Here is a 16,373-nt window from a genome sequence, read left to right on the forward strand (position 1 = left end):
ATTCTGGTCCCCCGGTGTTCGCCGGACGCGCACCCGCCCGCTGACGGGCCGTCATACTCACAGTGACGCCAGGTGTACGGCCTGCGCCGTTCGCGGTCATGCATTCGGACAACGGGGGACGTATGAGCACACCCACCCGGCCCGTTCCGCCACCCAGGGTCGGTGCACGGCCGCCGGCCTTCCGCACCGAGGCCACCCGGCTGCTCAGCGCGGGGGTCTACTTCGACACCGCCTTCCGCAGCCGGGTCATCGAGGAGCTGGTCGAGCACGAGGAGCGGCCGGTCGCGCCCTCGCTCGGCATCGACGCGCTGCCGGTGCTCGCCCACGCGCTGCGCGCCCGCCGCCTGGAGGCCGGGACGGGGGCGTGGCTGGTGCTGATCTGGGTGCTCTTCATCGCCTTCTGGGTGACCGGCGCCGGATCGGACTCCCTCCTGCACATCCCCTGGTGCGTGGCCTACGCGGTGCTCTGCGTGATGGCCTGGGCCAGGCGCACCGCGACCGGGGTGGGCCTGGCGGTCTTCACCCTCGACCGCGCGATGATCAAGGAGGCCACCCACGGCCGGCTGAAGCTGCTGCTGCCCGTGCTGACCCCCTTCGTCGGCCTGCTCTACGCCGGGGCCGTCGTCACCGTGCTGCTGAGCGGCCACAACGCGTGGGCGGGCGCGCTCTTCCCGTTCCTGCTGGCGGTCCCGGTGTGGGTCCACCGCGGCCGGGTCACCGCCGTGATGTGCGCGGAGCTGGGCCGCGCGGCCTACCCGCACGCGCCCCGCGCGGCACTGGGGGACTCGCCGCAGTGGCGGCGGATCGGCGCGGCCATCGACCGCGAGCAGTATTCGCCGCTGACGATCTACGACCCCTTCCGGCCCTTCATCGGCGCCGGCAAGCCGTACGAACCCTGGTCGCTGGCCATGGAGCTGAAGTCCGTCGAGTCGGGGAAGGCCGGCGCGCCCGCGGACGGCGCCCGGCTCACCGGGCGCGAGGTCATCGACCTCATCAAGCCCCGGATGACGGCGCTGCGCGACTCCGCCGCGGCCAGCCGGGACCGGCTGCGCTCACTGGAGATCGACGAATTCGTCTACCTGCCCGCCGGGTTGCGCCGCAACGAGGTGGAGTACGCGGCGAGCACCGTCGACGAGCACCTCATGGCCGCGGCGGGCGAGGGCGGCGAGGCACGCCGGCACTTCCTGCGCATCCGGGTCGGCGCCTGGGAGGAGCAGATCGTCGTGTCGATCCTGGTGCGGGTCCACACCCAGGGCGGCATGCTCGTCCTGGAGGTCGTCCCGCACGTCCTGACCCCCGTGCGCGCGGAGTTCAGGGCCGTGGACGTGATCGTGGCGCGCGGCCAGTCCGACCCGGTGCGGCGCGCGCTGCGCAGCCTGCTGGCGAGCCCGGCCGCGGGCCTGGCCGCGGGGGGCTCGCTGGTCCGCACCGGCGTCACCGTCTTCCGCACCTGGCTGGCCGACCCGCAGAACGCGTATCCCGACGGGCCGGCCACGTCGGTGCGGGAGCTGGGCAGCGCGCGGGAGGTGTCCCTCTTCCAGGAGATGGACATCAGCCGCTACGTGAAGACCGTCCAGGACCGGATCGCCAGCGGCGTTCGGGAGGCGTTGCGGCAGAAGGGCTACGCGACCGGCGAGTTCGAGCAGCAGATCGTCAACGTCAGCGGCGGCGGCGTCTACATCGGCGCCATGAGCGGTGGCGCGGTCGCGACAGGGGAACGGGCGTCGGCGAAGCACACGGAAGGCGGGGCGTGATGGCGGCGGAACAGGCGGAACAGGCGGAACACGAGGGGCACACGGAGCACGACGGGCACGCGGAGGACGCGGATCACGAGGGGCGTGACACGGCGGAGCCGTCGCGGGACGGGGCCGCCGCGGCCCCCGCCGCGGGTGGCATCTCGATCGGCGTGATGACCGGTGGGGCGGCGGCGGCCGGGCGGGGCGCCCGCGCCGAGGACCGCGCCCGCCGGGCGGCGGCACCCCCGCCGGCCCCGTACACCGGTCCGCCGGTGCAGGCGCCGGCCGCCGGGATCGGCGTCGGCACGATGACCGGCGGGGCGGTGGCCGCGGGGCCGGACGCCAGGGCGGTCGACGCCTCGACGCAGTATGCCGACGCGTCAGCGGAGCTGGCCGCCGCCGTCAGCGCCCTGCGCGAGCAGCTGCGGGCGCTGGCGCCCAGCGCGGAGACCGCCGAGATCGACGCCGAACTGGCCGCGACCGAGCGGGAGATCGCCGAAGAGGGCCGGGTGCGGCGCAGCCGGCTGCAATGGCTGCGCGACCGGCTCGACCTGGGGGCGACGGCTGCGGCCGGGCTGGCCTCCGCGGCAGCGGTCGTCCAGGCCTGCCTGCAACTGCTCGGCTGAGAGGGGGTGTTCCGGATGGCCAGATGGGACGCGGAGAACCAGCGCTGGGCGCAGGACCCGCCGCCCGGGGCGGCCGGCGGGCCGGGGCCCGCGAGCGTGCCGCGCACGCCGGGCGGTAACAGCCGGGTGCTGATCGTGGCGCTCGCCGTGGTGCTGGTGTGCGCGGCGGCCGGCATCGGGCTGTGGGCGGCGCAGACGGACTCCGGGGGCGGCGGCGGTTCGAGTCCGGCCGCCGGGGCGCCGGGCTTCGGGGACGGCACATCGGCGTACTCGCCCGATCCGGCCACGGCCGGCGACTCCGACACCACCGACCTCCCGACCACCGAGGACCCGACCACCGACTTCCCGACCACCGAGGACCCGTCGACCGAGCCCGCGACGACCGGCCCGCCGCCCGGCTTCGCGCACCTGCAGGACGTCGCGGGCTTCACCCTCGACGTGCCGGAGTCCTGGCAGCGCAGTTCCGGGGGCGCCAGCGTCTACTACCAGAGCCAGGACCAGCAGGGCCTGATCCAGGTCTTCTCGCTCAGCAGCCCGCAGACGACGCCGTACGAGTCCCTGAAGGCGACCGAGGCGACGGTCTCGACCAACAACGGCTACCAGCTGCTCGGGCTGCGCTACATCATCGACGACCAGGCGTCGGACGCCGCCGACCTCGAATACACCTACGTCCGCGACGACGGCGGCACCCGCCATGTCGTCGACCGGGCCTTCACCGGTCCCGACGGCGTGCAGTACGCGCTGCTGGTCGCGGGACCCGACTCCGACTGGTCCTCCTACCAGGACGTCTTCCGGGTCCTGCGCGCGTCCTTCTGCCCTGACAACTACTGCACCCAGTAGCGCGCCGCCGCCCGTCAGCCGACCATGCCGGCGGCCATCGCCCTGACCGCCTCCAGCGCCTGGGCCTGGAGGCCGCCGCCGAAGGTGACGCGGGTGGCGCCGAGGGCGCCGAGTTCCCTGGGGGAGGGGGTGCCGGGCTTGCACAGGGCGTTCAGCGGGACGCGTACCGCCTCGGCGATCGTCGTGAGGTGCGTCGCGGGGGCGAGGATCGGATAGACGCAGTCGGCGCCCGCCGCCGCGTACAGCAGGGCGCGGTCGATCGCCGCGGCGGGCGTGCGCGGGCCGCGCAGGTACGTGTCGACGCGGGCGTTGATCACCAGCGCGGTACCGGCGGCCGCGCGGACCGCGGCGAGGCGGTCGGCCTGCCGGACCGGGTCGACCAGCGTCGCGGCGGACGGGTCGGAGTCCTCCAGGTTGCACCCGGCGGCGCCCGCCTCCAGCAGCCGCTCGACCAACTCGGCGGGGGGCAGGCCGTAACCGGCCTCGACGTCGGCGGTGACGGGCACGTCGACGGCCCGGGTGATCCGGCGGATCGCGGCGAACATCTCGCCGGGCGGCGTCCCCTCACCGTCCTCGTAGCCCAGGCTCGCCGAGATCCCGGCACTGGGCGTCGCCAGCGCGGGAAAGCCGGCGTCCGCGAAGACCCGCGCGCTGGCCGCGTCCCACGGCCCCGGCAGCACCAGCGGGTCCCCGGCCACCCGCCCGTGGTGCAGCGCCCGCAGCACGTCCGCGCCCGTTCCCACCGGTGTGTCCTTCGTTCGCTCCGTCATAGCCAAGACGGTACGGGCCCGCGGCCCGCCGGAATGTGCCAATCGCCGTCGGAAAGTGTGGGCCAATCCCCGCAGGCGCGGCGGCCGAACCTCCGCGGCCGGCCCCGCGGTTCGTGCCCGGCGCATCGCGAAGAAGGCGGCACCCCGCCGGGGTGCCGCCTTCTTCGCGCCTGATCGGGCTGCGGAGGCCGTGACCGGAATCGAACCGGCGTCACTCGCTTTGCAGACGAGTCCCTCAACCACTCGGGCACACGGCCGTGTGCGTGTTCTGGTACGACCATGACGGGTGCCGGGGCCCGGGTCAACGGTGCGGGCATGGCGGCCACGTGACTGCCACACGCCGTTAACAAAACGGCGGGGGCGTAGGGCGGAAGGCGGAGGCGACTCCGGTCTCGCGGCAGGGGTGAAACCGCCGATTGCCCCTTACGCTGGGCGGGTGACTGTCGCAGAGGAACGAGCCGTGGGACGCCCGATACCCGAGGAAGGAACGGGCGGCATCCTGGGCCGGGAGTACCGGGCGCTGACGCTCGGGGTGGTCTCCGTGGTGCTGCTGGTGGCCTTCGAGGCCACCGCTGTGAGCACCGCGATGCCCATCGCGGCCAGGGATTTGCACGGGCTCGGACTGTATGCCTTCGGCTTCTCCGGCTACTTCACGACCTCGCTGCTCGCGATGGTCGTCAGCGGCCAGTGGTGCGACCGCAGCGGGCCGCTGCGCCCGCTGACCGCCGGCATCGCGGCCTTCGCCGCCGGCCTGGTGATCAGCGGGACGGCCGGCGCGATGGGGACGTTCGTGCTGGGGCGGGCCGTGCAGGGCTTCGGCGGCGGGCTGGTGATCGTCGCGCTGTACGTGGTGGTGGGGCGGGCGTATCCGGAGCGGTTGCGGCCCTCGGTGATGGCGTCGTTCGCGGCCTCCTGGGTGGTGCCGTCGATCGTCGGGCCGCTGGTGTCGGGGACGGTGACCGAGCAACTGGGCTGGCGCTGGGTCTTCCTGGCCATCCCGGCGCTCGTGGTGCTGCCGCTCGCGGTGATGCTGCCCGCGCTGCGGCGTACGGTGGCCGCGCCCGAGCAGGACGCCGGGCCGCGGCCCCGCATGGACGGGCGGCGGATCTGGCTGGCCGTCGCGCTGGCCGCCGGCGCGGTGCTGCTGCAGTACGCGGGCCAGGACCTGCGCCCGCTCTCCGCGCTGCCCGCGCTCGCCGGCGCCGCGCTGCTCGTACCGGCCGCGCGGCGGCTGCTGCCGCCCGGCACCTTCCGCGGGGTGCGCGGGCTGCCCGCGGTGGTGCTGATGCGCGGCCTCGCGGCGGGCACCTTCGCCGCGGCCGAGACCTTCATCCCGCTGATGCTGGTCACCCAGCGCGGGCTGTCCGCCACGATGGCGGGCCTCTCGCTCGCCGGCGGCGGGCTGACCTGGGCGCTCGGCTCGTACCTGCAGGCCAGGCCGCGCTTCGAGCCGATGCGGGAACGGCTCGTGCAGGTCGGCATGGTGCTGTCGGCGACCGCGATCGCGGCGGTGCCGCTGGCGCTGGACCACGCCGTGCCGGTGTGGATCGTCGCGGTCGCCTGGTGCCTGGCCGGCATGGGCATGGGGATGGTGATCTCCACCCTGACGGTGCTGCTGATGCGGATCTCGGGCCCGCGGGACGCGGGGACCAACTCCGCCGCCCTGCAGGTCAGCGACGCGCTGGCGCAGGTGGTGCTGGTGGCTGCCGCCGGTACGGTCTTCGCCGCGCTCGGCGGCGGCTCTCTGGCGCCGTCCGCCGCCGCGGGCGGCGCGACGGTCGCCGCGCACCCGGCCGCCTTCGCCGCGGTCTTCCTCCCGGCGGCCCTGCTGGCCCTCGTGGCCGCCCTGGCCGCGGCCCGCCTCCGCCCCGCCAAGCGGTAGGGGACGCCCCCGTACGTCGCCACGGGGCGACGTACGGGGGGCGGACCGCCGGCCGGCGGCGTACGCGCAAGGCCCGCAAACGTCGCCACCGGCCGTGGAAGCGCCGCCGGGTCCGGACCGCCGGCCGGCGGCGACGCGCAGGAGGCGTTCCCGCACCCCCCCGCGGCGGCCGGGAGGGTGCGGGTGTGACGTCGGTCGCACCCGCCCGGGGGTCGGCGTCGGGGCGGATGGGGCGGGCAGCGGGCCGGTAGGCTGAGGCGGTTTTCGCATGGGCCGCGCCGGCGTCTGGGCTGGGGGCGGTCGCCGCCCCGACACTTACCCGGAGACCGTGACTACCACCGCATCGCACCCCCACCACCTGTCTCCCGCCTTTCCCGGCCGCGCCCCCTGGGGAACGGCGAACAAGCTGCGGGCCTGGCAGCAGGCGGCCATCGACGCCTATGTCGCGCGGCAGCCGCGCGACTTCCTGGCGGTGGCCACCCCCGGCGCGGGCAAGACGACGTTCGCGCTGTCGCTCGCGTCGTACCTGCTGCACAACCACATGGTCCAGCAGATCACCGTGGTGGCACCGACCGAGCATCTGAAGACGCAGTGGGCGGACGCGGCGGCGCGGATAGGGATCAAGCTGGATCCGCAGTACAGCGCGGGGCCGGTGGGGCGCGAATACCACGGCGTCGCGGTGACGTACGCGGGTGTCGGCGTGCGGCCGATGCTGCACCGCAACCGGTGCGAGCAGCGCAAGACGCTGGTGATCCTGGACGAGATCCACCACGCGGGCGACAGCAAGTCGTGGGGCGAGGCGTGCCTTGAGGCGTTCGACCCGGCGGCCAGGCGGCTGGCGCTGACGGGTACGCCCTTCAGGTCGGACACCAACCCGATCCCCTTCGTGGCGTACGAGGAGGGCAACGACGGCATCCGGCGCAGCTCGGCCGACTACACCTACGGCTACGGCAACGCCCTCGCGGACGGCGTCGTCCGGCCGGTGATCTTCCTGTCCTACAGCGGCAACATGCGCTGGCGCACCAAGGCCGGCGACGAGATCGAGGCCCGGCTCGGCGAACCGATGACCAAGGACGCGACCGGGCAGGCCTGGCGGACGGCGCTGTCGCCGACCGGCGACTGGATCCCCAACGTGCTCAAGTCCGCCGACCAGCGGCTGACCGAGGTGCGCAAGGGCATCCCGGACGCGGGCGGCCTGGTGATCGCCACCGACCAGGACTCGGCCCGCGCCTACGCCAAGCTGCTGCGGGAGCTGACCGGGCACAAGCCGACCGTGGTGCTGTCGGACGACACGGGCGCCTCCAAGCGCATCGAGGAGTTCGCCGCGTCCGAGGACCGCTGGATGGTCGCGGTGCGGATGGTGTCCGAGGGCGTGGACGTACCGCGCCTGGCGGTCGGGGTGTACGCCACGACGATCTCGACGCCGCTGTTCTTCGCGCAGGCGGTGGGCCGTTTCGTACGGTCGCGCCGCCGCGGCGAGACCGCGTCGGTGTTCGTGCCGACGATCCCGATGCTGCTGGAGTTCGCGAGCGAGATGGAGGTCGAGCGCGACCACGTGCTCGACAAGCCGAAGAAGGCCGGCGAGGAGGACCCCTTCGCCGAGGAGGACCAGCTCCTCGCGGACGCCGAGAAGGCCGAGGACGAGGACACCGAGGACGACCAACTGCCCTTCGAGGCGCTGGAGTCCGACGCGGTCTTCGACCGGGTCCTCTACGACGGCGCCGAGTTCGGCATGCAGGCGCACCCGGGCAGCGAGGAGGAGCAGGACTACCTCGGCATCCCCGGGCTGCTGGAGCCCGACCAGGTCCAGATACTGCTCCAGCGGCGGCAGGCGCGGCAGATCGCGCACAGCCGCAAGAAGCCGGACGAGGAGGCCGACCTGCTGGAACTTCCGGCGGAGCGGCGCCCGGTGGTCTCGCACCGGCAGCTGCTTGAGCTGAGAAAGCAGTTGAACACCCTGGTGGCCGCGTACAACCATCAGAGCGGCAAGCCGCACGGCGTGATCCACACCGAGCTGCGCAGGGTCTGCGGGGGTCCGCCGAGTGCCGAGGCGACCGCGGGCCAGCTCGGCGAACGGATCAAGAAGGTGCAGGAATGGGCCACCCGAATGCGATGATTTCCGCAGTGTTACACGGATATGACAAGCGACGAGGCGTCATGGGACTGCCCGGATTGTGGACGGCCTCTTCCGCTGAGCGGTACAACCTCGCTACCGTGCCGATCACGCACGCGCCGTGGCAGAGCCGCCGCGGAGCGCAGCCGGTAAGCCGACAACCGGCGGCCTCTCCGCGCACTGCCGCGGGACCGGTGGTGCGTCGTCTCCGTGACAGGCGCCGCCGATTCTATGAGGAGGGGGCGTCGTGACCGCGGAGACGTCTCAGACACTGGACCGGGGCCTACGGGTCCTGAAACTGCTCGCCGACACCGATCACGGCCTGACCGTGACCGAGTTGGCGGCCAAACTCGGGGTGAACCGGACGGTCGTCTACCGACTGCTCGCCACCCTGGAACAGCACTCGCTGGTCCGCCGCGACCTCGGCGGGCGCGCCAGGGTCGGGCTCGGAGTGCTCGGACTCGCCCACCAGGTGCACCCGTTGCTGCGCGAGGCGGCGCTCCCCGCGCTGCGCTCGCTGGCCGAGGACATCGGGGCGACCGCCCATCTGACCCTGGTCGACGGCAGCGAGGCGCTGGCCGTCGCCGTGGTCGAGCCGACCTGGACCGACTACCACGTCGCCTACCGCACCGGCTTCCGCCACCCGCTGGACCGGGGCGCGGCGGGCCGGGCGATCCTGGCCGGCCGCGGCATGCAGCCCACACCGGACGGCAGCCGCTGGGAGCGCTTCGCGGACGCGCACGACGGGCAGGACGACCTCGACGGCCACGACGGCGGCCAGGACCCGCTGGACGACGACGGCGGCGCCATGGTCCGGATCGGCACCGCCTCGGTCGCCACCGGCCTGGCCACCGACCAGGTCCGCTACGTCCTCACCCACGGGGAGCTGGAGGCAGGCGCGAGCGGCGCCGCCGCCCCGCTGCTCGGGGTGCCGGGCGTGGAGGGCAGCGTCGGGGTGGTGATGCTCGCCGAGGCGGTGCCGGAACGGGTCGGGCCGCGGGTGGTGGAGGCGGCCACCGAGGTCTCCGACGCACTGCGCTGAGCGGGTGACGGAGCCCGCGGTTTCTGGGCAGGGTCGGCGGTGAAATAAGGTCGGGCGCATGCCTACGCTCTCCCGCCGGTCCCTGACCCTCGCCGTGTGCGCGGCGGTCGTGGCCGTACTGCTGGTCGTGGCCGCCTTCGCGCCGCTGCCCGTGACCATCGTCGAGCCGGGCCTGACCGCGAACGTGCTGGGCACCGACAAGGGCACCCAGATCATCACGATCAGCGGTACCCCGGTGCGCGCCACCAGCGGGCAGCTGCGGCTGGTCACCATCGCCGCGACCCGGCCGGACGCCTCGGTGCACTTCGTCGACGTGGCCAGGGCCTGGTTCCGTACGAACGAGGCAGCGATGCCGCGCGACTCGGTCTACCCGCACGGCGGGTCGGTCCAGGCCAACGACAAGGCCAACCTCAAGGAGATGGCCGACTCGCAGGCGGCGGCCACCGGCGCCGCCCTCGGCCACCTCGGCCTGTCGCCGTCGAAGGTCACGGTGCAGCTGCACCTCGCCGACGTCGGCGGCCCCAGCGCCGGGCTGCTGTTCACCCTCGGCATCATCGACAAGATCCAGGGCGACGGCCACGGCGCCGACCTCACCGGCGGCCGCGTCATCGCCGGCACCGGCACCATCGACGCGCACGGCACCGTCGGCGCGGTCGGCGGCGTACCGCTCAAGGAGCAGGCCGCGCGCAACGACGGGGCCACCGTCTTCCTGGTGCCGCGCGCCGAGTGCTCGGACGCCACCGCCCAGCTCCCCGGCGGCCTGCGCCTCATCCCCGTCGAGACCCTCGACGGCACCCTGGCGGCGCTGGCCGACCTGCGGGCGGGCAGGCAGACCCCGACCTGCTGACAGCCGCCCCCGGAGGCGCCCGGGGGCCGCGGCGGTTGTCAGGACGGCGGCGCGTCCCGGGCCGCCTGCTCCACCAGCGGGATGATCCGCAGCGGCACCGGGTTCTCCATCACGATCGCGGTCGCCGCCCGCACGATCCCCTCGAAGCCGACCACCTTGTCGATCACCCGCTGCAGGTCCGCGTTCGACCTGGCCACCAGCCGGCACAGCATGTCGCCCTCGCCGGTCGTGGTGTGCAGTTCGAGCACCTCGGGCACCGACGCCAGGTGGGCGCGGACGTCGGGGCCCTGCCCCTGTGTGATCTCCAGCGTCGCGAAGGCCGTCACCGGATAGCCCAGTGCCGCCGGATCCACCTGGGGGCCGAAGCCGCGGATCACCCCGTGCGCCCGCAGCCGGTCGAGCCGGGCCTGCACGGTGCCGCGCGCCACCCCCAGCCGGCGCGACGCCTCCAGGACGCCTATCCGCGGCTCCCGGTCCAGCAGCGTGATCAGCCGCCCGTCCAGCGCGTCGATTCCCATCCCCGCCCCGCCTGCCCCTCGCCGTGGTCATCCTGCACAGATTGACCCGTCGATCGTCACCCAGGCTGTGCATTGTGTCCAGCGAAAACCGGAACTGTTGCGCACCCTGAGCGGCGGCGGGACGCTCGTGCCATGACTGAGACCAAGGACGCCAAGGCAGCCGGGGACGCTTTCCCCGTCAAGGGCATGGACGCGGTGGTCTTCGCGGTGGGCAACGCGAAGCAGGCCGCGCACTACTACTCGACCGCGTTCGGGATGCGCCGGGTGGCGTACGCGGGCCCGGAGAACGGCAGCCGCGAGACCGCCTCGTACGTCCTGGAGTCGGGCGGCGCGCGCTTCGTCCTCACCTCCGTCATCAAACCGGCCACCGAGCGCGGGCGCTTCCTCGCCGAGCACGTCGCCGCCCACGGCGACGGCGTCATCGACCTGGCCATCGAGGTCCCCGACGCCCGCGCCGCCTACGACTACGCCGTCGCCCACGGCGCGCACGGCCTCGCCGAGCCGTACGAGCTGAAGGACGAGCACGGCACGGTGGTGCTCGCCGAGATCGCCACCTACGGCCAGACCCGGCACACCCTGGTCGACCGCACCGGCTACGACGGCCCCTACCTGCCCGGCTACGACGCGGTCGCGCCGGTCGTCGAACCGCCGACCCGGCGCTACTTCCAGGCCATCGACCACTGCGTCGGCAATGTCGAACTCGGCCGGATGAACGAGTGGGTGACCTTCTACAACCAGGTCATGGGCTTCACCAACATGAAGGAATTCGTCGGCGACGACATCGCCACGGAATACTCCGCCCTCATGTCGAAGGTCGTCGCCGACGGCACCCGCAAGGTCAAATTCCCGCTCAACGAGCCCGCGGTGGCCAAGAGGAAGTCCCAGATCGACGAATACCTGGAATTCTACGGAGGGCCCGGCGTCCAGCACATCGCGCTGGCCACGAACGACATCGTCGCCTCGGTCCGCGCGATGCGGGCTGCGGGCGTCGAATTCCTCGACACCCCCGACTCGTACTACGACACCCTCGGCGAGTGGGTCGGCGACACCCGGGTGCCGCTGGACGAGCTGCGCGACCTGAAGATCCTCGCGGACCGGGACGAGGACGGCTACCTGCTGCAGATCTTCACCAAGCCGGTGCAGGACCGGCCCACGGTCTTCTTCGAGATGATCGAACGCCACGGCTCCATGGGCTTCGGCAAAGGCAACTTCAAGGCCCTCTTCGAGGCCATCGAGCGCGAGCAGGCCCTGCGCGGCAACCTCTGATCCCCACCGGGCCAGGGGGTGCCCTCTTGGGGGCACCCCCTTACCTGGGGAAGCACGTAGTGCCAAGGTGGGGGCATGGGTGACGTGATCGAGATGCTGCGGGCCGGGCTGCCCGCGGCGGCCGTGGTGACCGACCCGGAGGTCACGGCGTCGTACGCGCGTGACATGGCCGGCTTCTCGGCAGCGGGGGTGCCGCTCGCCGTCGTGCTGCCGCGGACCGTGGCGGAGGTGCAGCACGTCATGCGAACGGCGACCGCCGAGCGGGTGGCGGTCGTGCCGCAGGGGGCGCGCACGGGGCTGTCCGGCGGGGCCAACGCCGTGGACGGGTGCATCGTGCTGTCGCTGCGGAAGATGGACCGGATCCTGGAGATCGACCCGGTGGACCGTGTCGCCGTGGTCGAACCCGGGGTCGTCAACGCGGTGCTGTCCCGCGCGGTCGCCGAACGGGGGCTCTCCTACCCCCCGGACCCGTCGAGTTGGGAGCAGTGCACCATCGGCGGCAACATCGGCACCGGCGCCGGCGGCCTGTGCTGCGTCAAATACGGCGTCACCGCCGAGTACGTCCTCGGCCTGGACGTCGTCCTGGCCGACGGGCGGCTGCTGAGCACCGGCCGGCGTACGGCCAAGGGCGTCGCGGGCTACGACCTGACGCGGCTGTTCGTGGGCTCCGAGGGCACCCTCGGCGTCGTCGTCAAGGCGGTCGTCGCCCTCAGGCCCGCGCCGCCCCCACAGCTCGCGCTGGTCGCCGAGTTCCCCTCGGCGGCCGCCGCCTGCGCGGCGGTGTGCGCGATCATGGAGGGCGGCCACGTACCGTCGCTGCTGGAGCTGATGGACGCCACCACCATCCGGGCGGTCAACGCGATGGCACAGATGGGGCTCCCGGAGTCCACCGAGGCGCTGCTGCTGGCCGCGTTCGACACCCCTGACCCGGCGGCCGACCTGGCCGCGCTCGGCGCGCTGTGCACGGCGGCCGGGGCCACCGAGGTGGTGCCGGCGCAGGACGCGGCGGAGTCCGAACTGCTGCTGCAGGCACGCCGGTTGTCGCTCACCGCGCTGGAGAAGGTCTCCACGGCCACGATGATCGACGACGTGTGCGTGCCGCGCGGGCGGCTCGGCGAGATGCTGGACGGGGTCGCCGCGATCGCCGAGCGCCACGGCCTGACGATCGGCGTGTGCGCGCACGCCGGCGACGGCAACACCCATCCCGTGGTGTGCTTCGACGCGCACGACCCCGAGGAGTCCCGGCGGGCCCGGGAGTCCTTCGACGAGATCATGGCGCTCGGCCTGGCGCTGGGCGGCACCATCACCGGCGAGCACGGGGTGGGGCTGCTCAAAAGGGACTGGCTGGCCCGCGAACTCGGTCCCACGGGGGTGGAGTTGCAGCGCGGCATCAAGGCCGTCTTCGACCCGCTCGGGCTGCTCAACCCGGGCAAGGTCTTCTGACCGCGGCGGCCGCGGCGCCCGCGGTCGCGCTCACGCACCCGCGTCGGGAGTGTCGTCCTTCCGGCCCGGTCCGGGAGTCTCCCCGGCCCCCCGGGGCCCGGAGGGATTGCCCAGCCACAGCTCGTCCCCGGCCGTCGGCGCCAGCAGGCGGCTCAACCCGTCGTCCATGCCCAGCTGTTCGTGCTCGCTGCCCGGCGGGACCACCCGCAGCGTGCGTTCCAGCCACGCCGCGACGGACGAGGACGGCGCTTCGAGCAGCGCCTCGCCGTCCGGCGAGCTGAGCGCCATGCACAGCACGCTGCGGCCGTTGACCTTCGTCGGCCAGATCCGCACGTCGCCGTGCCCGCACGGTCTGAACACCCCCTCCACGATCAGCTCGCGAGCGAACGTCCAGTTCACGGGCGCGTCGGAGCCCACATGGAAGGTGACGTGCACGGCGAACGGGTCGTCCGTGCGGTAGGCCAGCCTGGCCGGTACGGGGATGCTGCGCTCGGGCGACAGCACCAGCTGCATTTCGAGTTCGCGTTCCACCACGGTCTGCATCGAGTCGACGTCCTTTCCTTGGCGCGGCGGCCCCTCCTGGCGGGTATCGCGAGCGGGGCCAGCACCTGGAGAGAGCGCGTGCCTCTCCCACCATTACGCGGCTTCGCGGGATTGGGTTCAAATTCGGTGAAGAGGGGGCGCGCGGCGCCGTGCGGGAGTAAGGACGTGCCGGACAGGGTGGTGTACCGCGGCGCGGTCCCGACGGGTCCACCGGTCTGGTATGTCTGGATGCTGCACCCCCCGGCCGAGCAGATACGGAACCTGTGAACCATGAGCGCACCTCCTTCTGGCTCGTCCGGTTCTTCGTCGTCCGCGTCCCCGGCGCCGGGCTACTACCCGGACCCCTCCATCCCGAACTACATTCGGTACTGGAACGGCTTCGGCTGGGTGCCGGGTACGAGCCAGCCCGCGCCGGCCGCCGCGCCGCCCGCGGTGGACGAGTCGGGGCCGATGTTCCTGGACGCCGACCCGTCGGCGCCGGCCGCGGTGCAGGGCGTGCCGGAGGCGCCGATTCCGGCTCCGGCCGCCGAGCCGGCGCCCGGCTGGCCCGCGACCGCGCCGTCGCCCGCTCCCGCGCCGCCGCTCCCGCCCTCGCCTGAGCCCGCTCCGGCGCCCGCCCCCGCCGCTGAGCCACCGGCCCCCGCTCCGGCCGCATGGCCCGCGCCCGCCGCGAGCGGCGGCGAGCTGCCGCCGATCTCCTGGGGGTCGCCCCCGGAGGCCGAGCACCGGGCGCCGGCGTACCAGCAGCCGCGGATCGACCCGCGGCCTTCGCCCCCCGAGCCGCCCGCCCGGAGCCGGCCGTCACCGGACGGCGGCGGCCCCGGCGTACCCGCGCAGACGCCGGCGCCCTGGGCCGAGCAGGTGCACGACCTGGCCCGCGAGGGCGTCACGCCCTGGCGGCCCGTCGCCGACGATCCCTTCGGCAGCGCCCGCGCGCAGGAGCGTCCGGGCGGGCTGGTCCGGCGGCTGGCGGCGCGGATGGTCGACACGGTGCTCTTCGCGGCGGTCACCGCGGCGGCGGCCCTGCCGCTCGGCTCCGCCGCCTACCACCACGCCAAGGACAAGGTCGACGCGGCCAAGCTGACCGGGGAGACGGTCAAGGTCTGGCTCCTCGACGCCACGACCGGGGCGGAGGCGGCAGCGATCCTGGTGGTGGCGCTGCTCGCCGGGCTCCTCCTCGAAGTCCTCCCCACCGCCAAGTGGGGCCGCACGCTCGGCAAGAAGCTCGTCGGACTCAAGGTCCTCGACATCGAGGCGCAGCAGCCTCCCGGCTTCGGGGCGAGCCTGCGCCGCTGGCTCCTGCGCTCCGTCCTCAACGTTCTCGCCGTGGGCGCCGTCGGCGTGGCCTGGTGCGTTTTCGACCGCCCGTGGCGCCAGGGCTGGCACGACAAGGCGGCACGCACCTTCGTCGCAGCCGCCTAGGGCCCTCCCGCCGGCCCGGCGCCCCTCCGTCAAGGGGGTCCCCCCCCCAGGGGAGCGGGCACCTGCGCGGCCGGCCGTCGACGGGGTGCACGTCGCCACCGGCCGTGAGGGGCTGTTCGGTCCTCCCCCAGAGCTTCGCCTGGGGGTGCCCCCATCTCGCTTCGCTCGGGGCCACCGGCCGGTGGGGGGCCGAGCGCGCAGTTCCCCGCGCCCCTGAGGGGCGCCGTCTGGCCGCGGTTCCCCGCGCCGCTGGGGGCGGGTCGCTCGGATGGGGCTTGGTGGCGGGCGGGGTGGGGCGGGGCGGGATTGACTCGGCATATGAGCAGTGATCAGACGCCGCCGTCGGGGAACCCGTACGGGAACCCGCCCCCCGCCGGAGGCAACCCGTACGACCCGGGCGACGGCTTCGGCGGGGGAGGGGGCGGCTGGCAGCAGCCGGACCCGCTGGCCGGCATGCCCCCGCTGGCGGCCCCCGGCAGGCGAGTGCTGGCCCGCGTGATCGACATCATCATCGTGCTGGTGCCCGCGGGCCTGCTGGACTGGGCGGCCGGCGGCGTGCACGGCAACGACGTCAGCTACGGCCGGTCCGCGGTCGGCGGTGTCTTCACGGCGGCGCTGGGCTTCCTCTACGAGTGGTACATGACGAAGTCCACCGGTCAGACGGTGGGCAAGCGGCTGATGGGCCTGCGGGCGGCGATGCTGTCCGACGGCGGCGTGCCGCCGACGAACTCCGCCGCGGTCCGCGCCGCGATCCTGTGGCTCCCGGCCTTCTGCTGCAGCTGCTTCTGGTTCCTGATCATCGGCATCACGGTGCTGTTCGACAAGCCGTACCGGCAGGGGCTGCACGAGAAGGCGGCCAGGACCGTGGTCGTGACCGCCGTCTGATGGCCCGCGCGGGCGGGTCAGCGCCGCAGCGAGCGCTCCGCCACCCGGGATTCCGCGCCGGCCGTCACGTGCGAGCGCGGGACGGGTACGGCGGCCGGGGGAATCGGGGCCGGGCCGAGCGAGGCGCGGCGGCGGGCGGCCACCGGCGCCGTCATGCTCACCGCGACGAGCAGTCCGAGCAGCAGCCCGCCGGCGGCCACGGCGACGACCGCGGCGCCGGAGCGTACGTCGGACAGCAGCAGTGTCGCGAGGGTGGACAGCACGACGGTGAGGGAACCGTAGGCGAGTTGCGGTGTCGTCGGACGTGGCATCGGGGGAACCGTCCTCGGGTACGTCGAAGCGGGGGCACGCTGACGGGTGGTTCCTGTTCGGCATGCCCGGGGCGGACACCTGGTAAGCATCACCTTACCAACGGCGCGGTGCACGAGGGGGCGCACGGG

At 73.8% G+C, this 16,373-nt stretch carries 15 protein-coding genes and 1 tRNA gene; 11 read left to right on the top strand and 5 right to left on the bottom strand.

Going from position 1 to position 16,373, the window contains the following annotated elements:
- Positions 1–122: 122 nt before the first annotated feature.
- Genes BUE44_RS03520 through BUE44_RS03530 form a run of 3 tightly spaced genes read left to right on the top strand, consistent with a single transcriptional unit; the run spans position 123 to position 3,202 of the window.
- Entirely contained in the window at positions 123–1,754 is a 1,632-nt protein-coding gene (locus BUE44_RS03520) for a hypothetical protein (protein WP_073493595.1), read from the top strand.
- Complete coding sequence (locus tag BUE44_RS03525) at positions 1,754–2,362, top strand: hypothetical protein (protein WP_079189459.1); 609 nt, start codon at positions 1,754–1,756, stop codon at positions 2,360–2,362. Before BUE44_RS03520 ends, BUE44_RS03525 begins: the two co-directional genes overlap by 1 nt.
- 15 nt (positions 2,363–2,377) lie before the next feature.
- The gene (locus BUE44_RS03530; protein ID WP_143172466.1) at positions 2,378–3,202 is read left to right on the top strand and encodes a hypothetical protein; all 825 of its coding nucleotides are present in this window, start codon (positions 2,378–2,380) and stop codon (positions 3,200–3,202) included.
- Positions 3,203–3,216: 14 nt separating this feature from the next.
- Here the strand turns inward: BUE44_RS03530 and BUE44_RS03535 are convergent, their stop codons facing one another.
- Positions 3,217–3,972 (bottom strand): isocitrate lyase/PEP mutase family protein, encoded by a 756-nt coding sequence (locus BUE44_RS03535; RefSeq protein WP_073493599.1) that lies wholly within the window; start codon positions 3,970–3,972, stop codon positions 3,217–3,219.
- A gap of 185 nt (positions 3,973–4,157) precedes the next feature.
- A tRNA-Cys gene (locus BUE44_RS03540) sits at positions 4,158–4,229 on the bottom strand.
- A 203-nt stretch (positions 4,230–4,432) separates the two neighbouring features.
- Here BUE44_RS03540 and BUE44_RS03545 point away from each other — a divergent pair.
- From BUE44_RS03545 to BUE44_RS03560, 4 genes are all read left to right on the top strand, one after another.
- Positions 4,433–5,854 carry an MFS transporter gene (locus BUE44_RS03545; protein ID WP_073493601.1) on the top strand — a complete coding sequence of 474 codons (1,422 nt, stop codon included), beginning with the start codon at positions 4,433–4,435 and terminating at the stop codon, positions 5,852–5,854.
- Between the two features lie 328 nt (positions 5,855–6,182).
- A complete protein-coding gene (locus tag BUE44_RS03550) occupies positions 6,183–7,970 on the top strand; it encodes a DEAD/DEAH box helicase (protein ID WP_073493603.1) in 1,788 nt (595 codons plus the stop codon).
- Positions 7,971–8,214: 244 nt separating this feature from the next.
- Entirely contained in the window at positions 8,215–9,009 is a 795-nt protein-coding gene (locus tag BUE44_RS03555) for an IclR family transcriptional regulator (protein ID WP_073493606.1), read from the top strand.
- 58 nt (positions 9,010–9,067) lie between these two features.
- The gene (locus BUE44_RS03560; protein ID WP_073493608.1) at positions 9,068–9,856 is read left to right on the top strand and encodes a hypothetical protein; all 789 of its coding nucleotides are present in this window, start codon (positions 9,068–9,070) and stop codon (positions 9,854–9,856) included.
- A 38-nt stretch (positions 9,857–9,894) separates the two neighbouring features.
- Here BUE44_RS03560 and BUE44_RS03565 read toward each other — a convergent pair whose 3' ends face one another.
- Complete coding sequence (locus BUE44_RS03565; protein ID WP_073493611.1) at positions 9,895–10,374, bottom strand: Lrp/AsnC family transcriptional regulator; 480 nt, start codon at positions 10,372–10,374, stop codon at positions 9,895–9,897.
- Positions 10,375–10,506: 132 nt separating this feature from the next.
- Here BUE44_RS03565 and hppD point away from each other — a divergent pair, with 132 nt between their 5' ends.
- Together hppD and BUE44_RS03575 are read left to right on the top strand one after the other, a co-directional pair.
- Positions 10,507–11,640, top strand: coding sequence for a 4-hydroxyphenylpyruvate dioxygenase (gene hppD, locus BUE44_RS03570; RefSeq protein WP_073493613.1), 1,134 nt, complete (start codon positions 10,507–10,509; stop codon positions 11,638–11,640).
- Between the two features lie 75 nt (positions 11,641–11,715).
- On the top strand, positions 11,716–13,083 hold the full coding sequence (locus BUE44_RS03575) for an FAD-binding oxidoreductase (protein WP_073493616.1): 1,368 nt from the start codon (positions 11,716–11,718) through the stop codon (positions 13,081–13,083).
- 30 nt (positions 13,084–13,113) lie between these two features.
- On the opposite strand, the gene BUE44_RS03580 is transcribed toward BUE44_RS03575, so the two are convergent.
- Entirely contained in the window at positions 13,114–13,626 is a 513-nt protein-coding gene (locus BUE44_RS03580) for an SsgA family sporulation/cell division regulator (protein ID WP_079189461.1), read from the bottom strand.
- A 270-nt stretch (positions 13,627–13,896) separates the two neighbouring features.
- On the opposite strand from BUE44_RS03580, the gene BUE44_RS03585 reads away from it, so the two are divergent.
- Positions 13,897–15,048: an RDD family protein gene (locus BUE44_RS03585; protein WP_073493618.1), complete on the top strand. Its 1,152-nt coding sequence runs from the start codon at positions 13,897–13,899 to the stop codon at positions 15,046–15,048.
- 318 nt (positions 15,049–15,366) lie between these two features.
- Positions 15,367–15,933 (top strand): RDD family protein, encoded by a 567-nt coding sequence (locus BUE44_RS03590; protein ID WP_073493620.1) that lies wholly within the window; start codon positions 15,367–15,369, stop codon positions 15,931–15,933.
- 17 nt (positions 15,934–15,950) lie between these two features.
- Here the strand turns inward: BUE44_RS03590 and BUE44_RS03595 are convergent, their stop codons facing one another.
- Complete coding sequence (locus tag BUE44_RS03595) at positions 15,951–16,244, bottom strand: hypothetical protein (RefSeq protein WP_073493623.1); 294 nt, start codon at positions 16,242–16,244, stop codon at positions 15,951–15,953.
- Positions 16,245–16,373 lie beyond the last annotated feature (129 nt).

Source organism: Actinacidiphila paucisporea (assembly GCF_900142575.1).
Classification (GTDB): Bacteria; Actinomycetota; Actinomycetes; order Streptomycetales; family Streptomycetaceae; genus Actinacidiphila; species Actinacidiphila paucisporea.

Excerpts from the sequence above, each read along its gene's own strand:
- hppD (WP_073493613.1), top strand. The coding sequence starts at position 10,507 with ATGACTGAGACCAAGGACGCCAAGGCAGCCGGGGACGCTTTCCCCGTC.
- BUE44_RS03535 (WP_073493599.1), bottom strand. The coding sequence starts at position 3,972 with ATGACGGAGCGAACGAAGGACACACCGGTGGGAACGGGCGCGGACGTG.
- BUE44_RS03575 (WP_073493616.1), top strand. The coding sequence starts at position 11,716 with ATGGGTGACGTGATCGAGATGCTGCGGGCCGGGCTGCCCGCGGCGGCC.
- BUE44_RS03585 (WP_073493618.1), top strand. The coding sequence starts at position 13,897 with ATGAGCGCACCTCCTTCTGGCTCGTCCGGTTCTTCGTCGTCCGCGTCC.
- BUE44_RS03560 (WP_073493608.1), top strand. The coding sequence starts at position 9,068 with ATGCCTACGCTCTCCCGCCGGTCCCTGACCCTCGCCGTGTGCGCGGCG.
- BUE44_RS03525 (WP_079189459.1), top strand. The coding sequence starts at position 1,754 with ATGGCGGCGGAACAGGCGGAACAGGCGGAACACGAGGGGCACACGGAG.
- BUE44_RS03530 (WP_143172466.1), top strand. The coding sequence starts at position 2,378 with ATGGCCAGATGGGACGCGGAGAACCAGCGCTGGGCGCAGGACCCGCCG.
- BUE44_RS03520 (WP_073493595.1), top strand. The coding sequence starts at position 123 with ATGAGCACACCCACCCGGCCCGTTCCGCCACCCAGGGTCGGTGCACGG.
- BUE44_RS03590 (WP_073493620.1), top strand. The coding sequence starts at position 15,367 with ATGAGCAGTGATCAGACGCCGCCGTCGGGGAACCCGTACGGGAACCCG.
- BUE44_RS03565 (WP_073493611.1), bottom strand. The coding sequence starts at position 10,374 with ATGGGAATCGACGCGCTGGACGGGCGGCTGATCACGCTGCTGGACCGG.
- BUE44_RS03580 (WP_079189461.1), bottom strand. The coding sequence starts at position 13,626 with ATGCAGACCGTGGTGGAACGCGAACTCGAAATGCAGCTGGTGCTGTCG.
- BUE44_RS03595 (WP_073493623.1), bottom strand. The coding sequence starts at position 16,244 with ATGCCACGTCCGACGACACCGCAACTCGCCTACGGTTCCCTCACCGTC.